12 protein-coding genes and 1 tRNA gene are annotated in these 11,824 nt (G+C 53.6%); 2 read left to right on the top strand and 11 right to left on the bottom strand.

Annotated elements, in window-relative coordinates; translation table 11 throughout:
- Positions 1-330, top strand: a 330-nt coding sequence (locus tag ABD920_RS04595) for a hypothetical protein (RefSeq protein WP_345157109.1), incomplete at its 5' end; no start/stop codon positions are given.
- A gap of 470 nt (positions 331-800) precedes the next feature.
- Here ABD920_RS04595 and ABD920_RS04590 read toward each other — a convergent pair.
- The 5 genes from ABD920_RS04590 to rpmH form a co-directional block, all read right to left on the bottom strand.
- The gene (locus tag ABD920_RS04590; RefSeq protein WP_345157108.1) at positions 801-1,313 is read right to left on the bottom strand and encodes a DUF2480 family protein; all 513 of its coding nucleotides are present in this window, start codon (positions 1,311-1,313) and stop codon (positions 801-803) included.
- Positions 1,314-1,322: 9 nt separating this feature from the next.
- Positions 1,323-2,021, bottom strand: a complete 699-nt coding sequence (tsaB, locus tag ABD920_RS04585) for a tRNA (adenosine(37)-N6)-threonylcarbamoyltransferase complex dimerization subunit type 1 TsaB (protein WP_345157107.1) — start codon at positions 2,019-2,021, stop codon at positions 1,323-1,325.
- A 154-nt stretch (positions 2,022-2,175) separates the two neighbouring features.
- Positions 2,176-3,825: a S41 family peptidase gene (locus ABD920_RS04580; protein ID WP_345157106.1), complete on the bottom strand. Its 1,650-nt coding sequence runs from the start codon at positions 3,823-3,825 to the stop codon at positions 2,176-2,178.
- Positions 3,826-3,856: 31 nt separating this feature from the next.
- Positions 3,857-4,264, bottom strand: a complete 408-nt coding sequence (locus ABD920_RS04575; RefSeq protein ID WP_345157105.1) for a ribonuclease P protein component — start codon at positions 4,262-4,264, stop codon at positions 3,857-3,859.
- A 42-nt stretch (positions 4,265-4,306) separates the two neighbouring features.
- Entirely contained in the window at positions 4,307-4,468 is a 162-nt protein-coding gene (gene rpmH, locus ABD920_RS04570) for a 50S ribosomal protein L34 (RefSeq protein WP_162347583.1), read from the bottom strand.
- Between the two features lie 281 nt (positions 4,469-4,749).
- Between rpmH and ABD920_RS04565 the strand changes: the two genes are divergently transcribed.
- A complete protein-coding gene (locus tag ABD920_RS04565; protein ID WP_345157103.1) occupies positions 4,750-6,465 on the top strand; it encodes a M61 family metallopeptidase in 1,716 nt (571 codons plus the stop codon).
- Between the two features lie 175 nt (positions 6,466-6,640).
- Here ABD920_RS04565 and ABD920_RS04560 read toward each other — a convergent pair whose 3' ends face one another.
- The 6 genes from ABD920_RS04560 to ABD920_RS04535 all read right to left on the bottom strand — a co-directional run bounded on the left by ABD920_RS04560 (position 6,641) and on the right by ABD920_RS04535 (position 11,726).
- Positions 6,641-7,879, bottom strand: coding sequence for an NAD(P)/FAD-dependent oxidoreductase (locus ABD920_RS04560; protein WP_345157102.1), 1,239 nt, complete (start codon positions 7,877-7,879; stop codon positions 6,641-6,643).
- 138 nt (positions 7,880-8,017) lie between these two features.
- Positions 8,018-8,218 (bottom strand): hypothetical protein, encoded by a 201-nt coding sequence (locus ABD920_RS04555; protein WP_345157101.1) that lies wholly within the window; start codon positions 8,216-8,218, stop codon positions 8,018-8,020.
- Positions 8,219-8,660: 442 nt separating this feature from the next.
- The gene (locus ABD920_RS04550; RefSeq protein ID WP_345157100.1) at positions 8,661-9,584 is read right to left on the bottom strand and encodes a PfkB family carbohydrate kinase; all 924 of its coding nucleotides are present in this window, start codon (positions 9,582-9,584) and stop codon (positions 8,661-8,663) included.
- A gap of 231 nt (positions 9,585-9,815) precedes the next feature.
- Positions 9,816-9,892: transfer RNA gene (locus ABD920_RS04545), tRNA-His, on the bottom strand.
- A gap of 118 nt (positions 9,893-10,010) precedes the next feature.
- On the bottom strand, positions 10,011-10,376 hold the full coding sequence (locus ABD920_RS04540) for a DUF6980 family protein (RefSeq protein WP_345157098.1): 366 nt from the start codon (positions 10,374-10,376) through the stop codon (positions 10,011-10,013).
- Positions 10,377-10,391: 15 nt separating this feature from the next.
- The gene (locus tag ABD920_RS04535) at positions 10,392-11,726 is read right to left on the bottom strand and encodes a dihydroorotase (RefSeq protein WP_345157097.1); all 1,335 of its coding nucleotides are present in this window, start codon (positions 11,724-11,726) and stop codon (positions 10,392-10,394) included.
- Positions 11,727-11,824: the final 98 nt, after the last annotated feature.

Here is an 11,824-nt window from a genome sequence, read left to right as displayed (position 1 = left end):
CGAGGCGTCTTTTTTTACCCCGCCGAGCCGTTCGCTCCGGGGCGGGGTGCAAAGGTCGCCGGTTCCTGCCGAACCGCCAAACGTTTTGCAATCTTTTTTTCTTTCTCTTTCACTCCCCTGCGGGCCCTGCCGGCCCTTGCTGCTGGAAGCGGATGCAAAGGTAAGGAAACCTTTTCGATCCGCAATGAAAAAAGAAGATTTTTTTCTGCCTTTCTTCCCCCCCGCCGGCCTGCTGCCGGAGCGGGTGGCAAAGGTACGAAGCCTTTTGCCTTTTCCAAACGCCTATGTGAAGTTTTTTTCTCCCCTTCCCGCAAGCGCAACCTGTGTTAGCGGCTCCTTCCGAACCGGGTTGCAAAGGTAAGAAACCTTTTCCTTTTTGCAAGCGGCAGGGGGATTTTTTTTCTGCCTCCCTTTCTCTCAGTCTCTCCCTCTCCCCCGTCCCTGCCGAACCGGGATGCAAAGGTAGCTAAACCGCCCGCCTTTCCAAACCTGGCACAGAAGAAATCCCATGGAATCAGGAACCGCCTGCGCAACCGCCTGAAAATCTATTGGATAATTTTCAAGCCCTCTTGGCAAGGCGCGCCTGAAGAGAACAACAGCCCCCGCCACCGGAGTTCCAGACGGGATAGAAATTCCTGCAGAAGCCGCCTGCTATAGCTATACTGGTAAAGCGTATTTATATATTAAGCGCTATGCTGATGAGATAGCGTGCTGCTCTTTATATATGATCAGGGACGCCTTTAAAACAAAAGAGGCGGGAAGATTTCCTCCCCGCCTCCTGTCTACTTAAGCCGCTATGATCATACAACTTTTGGCTTCTTATATAATGGTACCGTGCTGCAAGGCTCTCCGTACATCAGGCTGCTGGTAACGGGTAGCAGTTTTCGCATGATCTCCACATAGGCATACGTGGGCACGGGTATACTGCCGCATCCTTTGATCACCACCTTTGCATCCCTGTATTCTTCCGGGTCAATTTTGGCGATGGCCTCCTGCATCAGGGCCTGCTCCAGCGCTTCCAGATCTCCGAACACATAGTAGTTCGCGTGGTTCTGCAGCTTTGTCGCCAGCAGCATATAGGCCCAGGTCGGCACGATGGCATCGGCGCTGCACAGGATGGCCACGTTCTTTCCATCAAATACCGACCAGTCGTTTTCCTTCACGAAAGCCCGGAAATCTTTCTCCTTTAGAATCAGGCCGCGGAAGAGGTTGTCTTTTATGTCGTATACCACGCGTTCGCCCGGGTGCAGCAGCAGCTCCAGGTTTACAGTTACAAGCGCACTTTGTGCGACTTTATTTATCAACTCTGCCATAGTTTTCAATTATCTTTTTGTGCCTTTGCCGGCACCTGTTATATAAACATCCTTTAGATAGAAGGGTTCATAATACGCCACATCTTCGAAGGCCTTTTGCTCATATTTAGCCAGGGCCAGCTGCCCGATCGTTTTGGCTGACGGGAGCACCTCCTCAATAAACAGGGCATTCTCCTTCTCTGCCACTAACTCCTTAAACTTCTGCGCGCCGCTCCCAAAAAAGAGAACCGGCTGCCCTGCCATCTTATTTTCGAAGGTATGCTCGTCCAGCACAACCGGCTCTATGGGGCTTACCTCCCGCAACTGGCTGTCGAGAAGGCAGGTATACACCTCCATGCGGCGGGCATCCAGCATCGGGCAAAACAGGTAGCGCTCCGGCTTTGGCGTGGCTGCCACCACCTGTGCGGCCAGGCCATATAGCGTTGACACCTCCAGCAGCGGGATATCTAGGGAGTAGCACAAGCCCTTTGCCGTGGAGGTGCCGATGCGGAGGCCGGTATAGGAACCCGGCCCGCCTGACACGGCCACGGCACTCAGTTCCTGCAAGGTCACCCCGCAGTTTTCCACCAGCTGCGAGATCATCACGGTGATGTGGGATGAATGCGATTTCTCTATCTGCAACTCAGACGCGCCCAACAACTGCCGATCCTGAAACAGGGCGATGGAACAAACGGTGGTAGAGGTCTCGAGGGCAAGTATCAGGGACATGGCTTATATATAGATGCGCTGCAAAATTAGTGGAACTGGGGCAAGGAACCAAAAAGCCCTCCCTTCCTTCTATGTAATCATATAGGCTACTCATATATAAACGCAGGAGAGGGTGGCACATCCGCACCACCCTCTCCTGCTCCTGCCTGATATTTTAATTCCCTTTCAGGTACGCGTTGTATTTTTGCTGATCGTTCAGTATCTGCTTCGCCATCAGGATATTGGGGTCGTCATCAAACGTAGCCTCTATATAACCTTCCTGCAAGAAATAGCGCGACGCGATTTCCGCCTCCAGCACCTCCCGTATCTCCGACTTGAAGCGTGTCAGGTCATTGGCCTTGTTATGCGACACCTTCTTCCTGATGGCATCCAGCTCTGCCTTGATGTCGTCATAATGCTTGCCTTCTTTCGCCTGCTTGGCCACATCCTCCAGCTCGCTTTCAACGCCCGTACGGTAGGACACATCCTTGTCCTTCAGGAACGAGACAAATTGCTGGTACTCATCATCTGTCAGCTCAAACTTGGAAGCATCGGCAATCTTGGCATGCTCGGCTCTGTACTTGTTGGCGAACTCGAAGAAATGCCCTTTGGAAGCGATGGCCTGCGTAATGTCGGCATACTCCACCTGCTCTACCTCTACATCCGGGCTAACGCCGCCGCCGTCATATACCACCCGCCCGTTGGCTGTCTTGAAGGCGACGCGCAATGAGTCGGCGATCTTGCCCACGCTGCCGTCCTCGTTTCGGTGGGTGTAGTCGATGGCCTGGATGCAGCGGCCGCTCGGTATATAATATTTTGCTGTGGTTACTTTTAGTTGGGAATTATAGGAGAGCGGGCGCGTAGCCTGCACCAGCCCTTTGCCGAAGGTGCGCTCACCCACCAGCACCGCGCGGTCATAATCCTGCATCACGCCTGCCACAATCTCGGAGGCCGAGGCACTGCGCGAGCTGGTCAGGATCACGAGCGGCATATTCACGTCCAGCGGCTCGTCCAGCGACTTATAGGTTTTGTTCCATTCCGTCACTTTGCCTTTGGTGCTTACGATGTCTTTGCCTTTGTCCACAAACACGTTCGAGATGTTCACCGCCTCGTGCAGTAGCCCGCCAGGGTTGTCGCGCAGGTCGAAGATGATTTTCTCGGCGCCCATCTCCTTCAGCTTCTGCACCGCCATCCTTACTTCCTTGGAGGCATCCACGGTGAAGCCGGACAGCTGGAAGTAGCCGATTTTATCGTCCATCATGCCGTAGTACGGCACGTTCTCCACCATGATGTTAGAGCGGGAGAGTTCCACGGTCCGGGGCTTAGCCTGGCCGTAGCTGCGGATCTCCAGTTTGATGGGGGTGTTTGCCTGCCCCTTCAGCAGCTTGCTCACATCCGCGGTAGACTTACCGGACACTGCCACACCATCCACTTTCAGAATCTCGTCGCCAATCACCAGGCCTGCTTTCTGGGCGGGCGAGCCTTCGTACGGCATCTGCACCACCACTTTGCCGTCGCGGCTACCGATTACGGCCCCAATGCCGCCATACTGCCCCGTGGTCATGGTCCGGAAATCCTCTATATCGTCTTCAGGGATATAATTCGTGTAAGGGTCAAGCGACTTGAGCATGGCGTCGATGCCGATGCGCATCATCTGAGCCGGGGGCACGTCGTCCACGTAATAGGTGTTTACCTCTTTGAAGAGAGTAGCGAAAACATCGAGGTTTTTGGCAATCTGGAAGTAGCGCTCGGACTCGGATTTGAACGAGAAAAGACCTAAGGCCAATGTGCCGAGCAGGAGACCGGCTATAGACTTCTTGTACATAATTTCAGAATTAGGATGGGACGCAGTAAGACTACTTACTCAGACAACGCTCCAAACCTGAAATTAGTTTTTTCTGGATAGAATCAAAGGATTTTTTTTCTTTACCAATATAGAGAATGCCCAGCAGCCGCGGCGACTGCCCTGGGTTTTGGTAAAGCACCTGCTTGTTGAGGCGGAAAGCCTCGCGTATCTGCCGCTTGAGGCGGTTACGGTCGGTGGCGCGTTTGAAATAGCGCTTGGAAACGGAAATAAGCACCTGCGTTTGGCCAGGCGGCATATCCGGCGGCGTGTGATACACAAACCGCAGCGGATACAAATTAAAAGAAGAACCCTTGCTAAACAGCAGCGCGATGAGGCGCTTACTACACAAGCGTTCTTCTTTCGAAAATGTATGAGAAAACGGCTGCTCTGCTTGGTGTTCGTCAGCTGGCGTCTGCATCAGCGGAAACGAAAAAGCGAAGCTGCTATCCCTGGTCAGGGATTAAGCCGCCTTATGTCTTTTTTCGTCAGAAACAGTCAGTCTCTTTCTGCCTTTGGCTCTTCTGCTGGCCAATACTCTTCTGCCGTTAGCGGTTTCCATTCTTGATCTGAAACCGTGCTTGTTTCTTCTTTTTCTCTGAGAAGGCTGGAATGTTCTTTTCATCGTCTGCCAATGCTTTTATTATGGCCTGCAAAATTAGGCAACCTTTTGTACATTCGCAACGCCTGCCCCGTATTTTTTATAGAACAGGGCTAAAACTGCTTTTGTGGAGCGCATCAACCGGCCTTTTTGTAGTTAAACATTTGAAAGGTCACATTCCTAAATTGCTGCTCGTAGTACAGTTGAATGGCTAAACCGTTTCCGTATGTACGCCATATGCTCATCCCATATAGCTGTTCCTTCTATTTTCAAATCTTCAAATCAACACATCAATATCTTTATATATGATGCAGTACCACCTCTCATACCAAAACCCGCTCACGCACTACGTAGACATCAAAATCACCGTAACAGACAACCAGCTGCAGGAGGTGTACCTGCAGCTGCCCGCCTGGCGCCCCGGCCGCTACGAGCTGCAGCACTTCGCCCAGAAGCTCCGCAATATTGCCGCCAGCGCCAACGGGAAGTCTATTACGATCCGCAAAGCGACAAAAGACCGGTGGCTGGTGGAGGCCGGCGGCGCGGAGACGGTATATATAAGCTACAGCTTCTTCGCCCGCCAGATGGATGCCGGCGGCTCTTGGCTGGACGAGGAGCAGCTGTACCTGAACCCGATCAACTGCCTGATGGCGGTGGAGGGGCGCGAGCAGGAGCCCTGCCAACTGCAGCTATCTATACCGGCGCATTGGCAAATCGCCTGCGGCCTGCCCGAAAAAGAGAAGCATGTGCTGGAAGCCGGCAGTTTTGATGCGCTGGTGGACAGCCCGTTTATCGCCAGCGGCAGCCTGAAGAAGCACACGTTTGAAGTGAATGGCATCCCATTTTATATATGGCTGCAGGGCGATTGCCGGCCGGACTGGGAAAGAATACAGCGCGACTTTACCGCCTTCACCCGGGAGCAGCTGGAGGTGTTCGGCGATTTCCCGGTGCCGGAATACCACTACCTGAACGAGATCCTGCCCTACCGCTACTACCACGGCGTGGAGCACAGCCACTCCACCGTCATCACACTCGGGCCGGGCGAGTTGCTGATGCAGCCGAGCCTCTACAAAGAACTGCTTGGGGTGAGCTCGCACGAGCTGTTCCATACCTGGAACGTCAAGAAGATCAGGCCGAAAGAAATGCTGCCTTACAATTTTGCACAGGAGAACTACTTCCGGACGGGCTATGTGGCCGAGGGCGTCACCACCTACTACGGCGACTATATGCTGGCTCGGGCCAGGGTTTTCACGGCAGCGCAGTATTTCGAGGAGCTGAATACCACGCTGCAGCGCTATTTCGCCGACGACGGCCGCCACCACCTCTCCGTCGCCGACTCCTCCTTCGACCTGTGGCTGGACGGTTACAAGCCGGGCGTCCCCGACCGCAAGGTGTCGATCTATATAAAGGGTGCGCTCACGGCCCTGCTCTTGGACCTGCAACTGCGAAAAGCCACCGGTAACGCCGCCTCGCTCGACACCGTGATGCGCCGGATGTGGGAGGATTTCGGCAAAAAAGAGAAAGGCTATACCGAGCAGGATTATGCGCAGTTGGTGGAGGAAGTGGCCGGGCAGTCGTTCCAATCTTACTTCGACAACTTTATAGATGGCACTGCCCCACTGGAGCCCGCCCTGGATGAGGCGCTACGCTATGTAGGCTGTACGCTACATGAGCATCAGAACCCTTTGCTCTACGAAGGCATATATGGCTTTAAGGTTTCGTCTGAAGGAAGTACAAAAGTAACGGCCATCGCGCCGGGCTCCCCCTCCAGCCAAGTCCTCAGCATAGAGGATGAGTTGATCGCGCTGAACGGGCGCAAGCTGGAGAACAACCTGCAGCAACTGCTCTCACTGCAGCCGGAGACGGCGGTGCTCACGCTGTTCCGGGAGAAGCAGCTGCGGACGGTACCACTACAGTCGGGCGGGACAGGCTATTACAGCAAATTCACGGTGGAGAAGCGCGCAGACGCCACGGCGGCAGAGAAGGGAAACTTTCAGCTGTGGCTGAAGCAGGGGTTTTGAAAAGAGACACAGGACGTTAGACTTAAGACACAAGACTCTCTCTGTTATTTCTATTTCTGTCATCTCGAACGCAGTGAGAGATCTCTACAGAATTCCAGATAGATCTCTCACTGCGTTCGAGATGACAGAAAAAAAGGATTCTTATCTTGTGTCTTGTGTCTGACGTCCTGTGTCTTCAATTAAACAGCAGCTTCAAATAAAAGGAAGGTTGCTTGAGCCGCTCGCGCAGGTCGAGGTCGTTGAACATGCAGGAGATGGTCTCGGCGAGGGCTTTGTTTCTGGAGGCTTTGGCGGCCACCTGGTTGAAGAGCCACGGGTAGTCGAGCAGCTGCTGCATCCGGCGGCTCAGCTTCAGTTCTTTCCAGAGGCGGTTATAGACCGCTTTGTCGTAGCCTTGCATATATAAAGCGGAGAAATCCTGCTCCTGCAGGCACTTTTCAGCTTGCTCGGCTGCCCAGCGCCCGCTGATCATGGCGTTGCTGATGCCCTCACCGGTAAACGGGTCGATGAGCGCGCCGGCATCGCCCACCAGCATGTAGTTGTCGCCGGAGATAGTTCTTTTTTTGGAGCCCAGCGGCAGCCCGTAGCCTTTGATGTCGCCGATGAGCTGCGCGTTAGCGAAGCGTTTCTGCAGTTCCGGGTGCTCCTGTATCATCCGGAGCATTTCCTTTTTCAGGTTCACTTTCTTTTTGCTGACCACACTGCTCAGCATCCCCACCCCCACGTTGGCGTGGCCGTTGGGCAGCGGGAAGATCCAGAAATAACCCGGCAGAAAGTCCTTGAAAAAGTGCAGCTCAATGAAGTTGTCCTGGTCCAGCGCGGCCACGTTCTGGTAATAGGCGCGCAGGCCGGCGCAGTAATGCCACGGCTCCTGCGGCAGTTGGGCCACATGCCGCGCAAACCCCGACTGCGCCCCGTTGGCTACTATCAGCAGCTTTGCCTGCACCAGCGGCTTCCCGCTTTTATCGCAAAGGATAAAGCTGCCGTCCGACTGCCGTTCGTACTGCGTCAGCTCCACGCCCTCCCACAGCTGCACCTGCGGGCGCTGCCGCACCTGCTCCACCAGGAAATTATCGAAATGAATGCGTTTGGCGATATACCCGGCCGGGGAATCCTGCGCTTTGTTGTAGTTGTACTTAAAGGGCACGCTGAGTTGGTGCCCACCGGGAGATATAAAATGGATGCCCCACGAGGGAAGCGCCTCCTGCTGCTGGCTGAACAGCCCGGGCAGCTCCGGGGCGATGCGCCGCAGCTCGTTCACGACTTTGCCGCTCAGGGCATCGCCGCAAACTTTGTCACGTGGGAAGCAGGCCTTATCGACCAGGAGAGACGGGATGCCTTTGTTGGCCAGGTGGAGGGCCGCCGTTGCGCCGCCCGGGCCTGCACCCAGCACACAGATTTCGGTTTGGTACATGCAGTAGCGTATTTGCAATACGAAAGATAGGGATTTACCCACACAGCTGCACCGCCGGCGCCAACAAAAAAGGGAGGACAGCCTGAACGGCCATCCTCCCTTTATATTTTCATAGCTTATATTTTGCGCGTAGTAACGCTACTTCTTGTCGTACGGCGTGTTGTTGCCCCCCTTCGCCAGGTTACGGTTAGGGTTCTGTACTTTTGTAGCGTCTTTGTTCAGTGCGTTGCGCACCGGGTTGTCTTCAATGTTCCCCATCAGCTTGTTTGGGTCAGCCTCGTTGGGGTTATTCTTTTTCAACTCGTTTATGTCCTTGTTCTCTTTATTCTTGATGCTCATAATCCAATCTCCTCGTTAGCTTATATATAGTTTTACCCCATTCGCCTTTATTTTGTTACAAAACAGTGCAATTCATTTTGTGATGCGCTAAACATTGATTGCACCTGGTTTTATATATGCGGATGAGTCGAGTGGCTGAATCCAGCCTTATACCACTATGGGGTTTGTGCTGCGAACAGGTGCTGTGCAGCTGTATTCCAACCATCCCTGCCCCTCCTTGTCTAAGGCTACAATTAGGACACAACTTATTTAAAGCCCTGATTATTAATACCTTATAGAATACGGCAAATCTATATAAACGATTGATAATCAACCAACTACATAAAATGTGTCCTAATGGTAGCTTAGGCAAGGAGGGGCGGGGGTGGCTGGATTTAGAAGCAGCTTAAAGCAGAAAGGGAAGCCGCAGCCTCCCTTTCCTCCTCTATATATAAATGCTGTGCTACTGCAGCACAGCGTCGAACTGCACGAGGTTCACGAACTGCTGCACGCGGTTCTCGATCTCGTCCTGCGTCAGGTTTTTCAGGCGCTCCGTCCCGAACTTCTCCACGCAGAAAGAGGCCAGGGCGGAGCCATATATAACCGCGCGCTTCATGTTGCCGAAACTCGTGTCGCCGGTGCTGGCCAGGTAGCCGATAAAGCCCCCGGCAAACGTGTCGCCGGCGCCGGTTGGGTCAAACACTTCCTCCAAAGGCAAAGCGGGCGCGAAGAAAACCTTGTCCTCACTGAACAACAGCGCCCCGTGCTCCCCTTTCTTGATGATCAGGTACCGCGGCCCCATGGCCATGATCACCTTGGCGGCTTTCACCAGCGAGTACTCGCCGCTCAGCTGGCGCGCCTCCTCGTCGTTGATCGACAGCACGTCCACCAGCGCGATGGTTTCCTTCAGATCCTCCATGGCAATGTCCATCCAGAAGTTCATGGTGTCCATCACCACCAGCTTCGGGCGCTCGTTCAGGCGCTCGATCACCGTTTTCTGCACCTGCGGGGCGAGGTTGCCCAGCATCAGGTAATCGCAGCCCTGGTAGCTCTGCGGTATGATCGGGTCGAAGTCGCCGAGCACGTTGAGCTCCGTTACCAGCGTTTCGCGGCTGTTCATGTCGTTAAAGTAGCGGCCAGACCAGAAAAAGGACTTCTCGTTCTCCTTCACCTGCACCCCTTCGGTGCTGATGTCGCGCTGGTGCATCAGCTGGATATGGTCCTGGTCGAAGTCGCCGCCCACCACGGACACCACGTTCACGGGCTTCACGAAATAAGAGGCCGCCAGGGATATATAAGTGGCCGCACCGCCCACGATTTTGTCTGTTTTCCCGAAGGGTGTCTCCAGCGCGTCAAACGCCATCGACCCTACTACTGTTAAGCTCATATCTTTTATTGTTGATAGTTAAGTGTTGATTGATAAATGGTTTGATGGCTATATGGTTGTCAGAATATTCTCGCCGTTGTTGCGCATTTTCACCAACAACTCCTTTGTTATTGAATGCCTACCCCGTTCTACTGCCCTCTCTTCGTTCATTTCCGAGAACAACAGACTAACCATGCAGCCATATAACCAGCAACCGAAACAAAAAAGCCCTTGAAGTTGGCTTCAAGGGCTTGGGGTGGAAGATGGGGCTCGAACCCACGACCCCCAGAATCACAATCTGGTGCTCTAACCGACTGAGCTACAACCACCGTGTCTCGTTTGAGTGTGCAAATATACGGAGGAAATGACACAATGCAATACCCTGGGGCATTTTTCGCACAAATTTTACCTGTTAGCTTGTAAGGAGTTAGTTTTTTTGAATGAGGTTTACTTACTAAGCTTGCTGCCACACCAAGGACAGTAATTTATTACAATCATTGATGAGCCTCCATCATGTATGGGAATTCCATATAGCCCATCATCCCATTTATTAATTACAACATCTATATCTCCATATTTAATCTTACCATTTTCATCGAGGCTACTACATACGTTGTCAGCCATCATCATGCAGCAATACTTCTCGTAATCAAAACCTTTACTCTTCAACTTTTCAGCTGTTGCCCAGTTATAGCACTCCTCATTCTCAAATGCATCTATATAAGCCTCATACTCTTCTGAAAGTCTGGCTTCTCTTGGAAAAGGCATTTGCGAAAAGTATTGATGAAGCTTTTTAAATTTTTCTAATTCCATAAAATAGCACAAATTTTACCGGTCAAACAGCAGCCGCTCTCCTCTCCTGCTCTCATCAAACGCGCCGTTTACATAGGCCAGGTGCCCCGAAACAAACGTGTGGGTGATGGTGCTGCCGAAGGTGTGGCCCTCGAACGGGGACCAGTCGCATTTGTAGTAGGTGTTCGCTTTGCTGACGGTATACGGCTTGTTCAAGTCTACCAGCACGAGGTCGGCCCAGTAGCCGGGGCGTATATAGCCCCGCTCGCGCACGTTGAACAGGATGGCCGGGGCATGGCACATTTTCTCCACCATCTTCTCCAGCGTCAGCTTGCCCTGCTTCACAAACTCCAGCATCATCTGCAGCGAGTGCTGCACCAGCGGCACCCCGGAGGGCGCTTTCTTGTATTTCGCCTGCTTCTCCTCCCACAGGTGCGGGGCGTGGTCAGTGGCGATCACATCCAACTTATCGGCCAGCAGCCCCTGCAGCAGGGCCGCTTTGTGCCGCGCCTCCTTCACGGCCGGGTTGCACTTGATCTGCGTTCCCAGCGTGTCGTAATCCTCTTTATCGAACCAGAGGTGATGCACGCAGACCTCTGCCGTAATGCGCTTCTGCTCCAGCGGGATGTCGTTACGGAACAGTTTCAGCTCTTCTTCTGTGGAAATGTGCAGGATGTGCAGGCGCGTGTTGTGCTTCTCGGCCAGTTTTACGGCCATAAACGACGACTTGAAGCAGGCGACCTCGTTGCGGATCTCGGGGTGGCACTTCACCGGGATGTCCTCGCCGTACTTCTCCTCATAGATGGCCATGTTATCGCGGATGGTCTGCTCGTCCTCGCAGTGCACCGTGATGGGCAGTTTGGCTTTGGAGAAGATCTGCTCCAGCGTCTCTTCGTTGTCCACCAGCATGTTGCCCGTAGAGGACCCCATAAATATCTTGATGCCGCAGACCGTGTTCGGGTTGGTGAGCAGCACCTCCGACAGGTTGTCGTTGGTGGCGCCCATATAGAAGGAGTAGTTGGCCAGCGATGTTTCGGCGGCGATGTCATACTTATCCTGCAGCAGTTCCTGGGTCACGGCATTGGGCACGGTGTTGGGCATCTCCATATAGGAGGTCACGCCGCCGGCCACCGCCGCCCTTGCCTCCGAGCCGATGGTGGCTTTGTGCGTCAGGCCCGGCTCCCGGAAATGCACCTGGTCATCGATCACGCCGGGCAGCAGGTGCAGGCCGGTGGCATCGATGGTTTCGTCGGCATCTGCGCTTATATCCTGTCCCACCTGCGCAATGCGCCCGTCCTGTACCAGCACGTCGGCGGTGATGCTTTTTCCTTCGTTTACAAGCTGTGCGTTCTTTATGAGGATACTTTTCATGTTGCTAAGATACGCGACGCGACGCTGAATGAATAGAAAAATTGTGCAATTTCACGATTTTTCAAACAGAGCCGTTACCACCGATGCGCGTTCCCGCG

This window comes from Pontibacter saemangeumensis (genome assembly GCF_039541895.1).
Lineage (GTDB): Bacteria > Bacteroidota > Bacteroidia > Cytophagales > Hymenobacteraceae > Pontibacter > Pontibacter saemangeumensis.
Note: the sequence above shows the minus strand (reverse complement) of the source record. Positions and strands in the feature narration are given on the sequence as shown.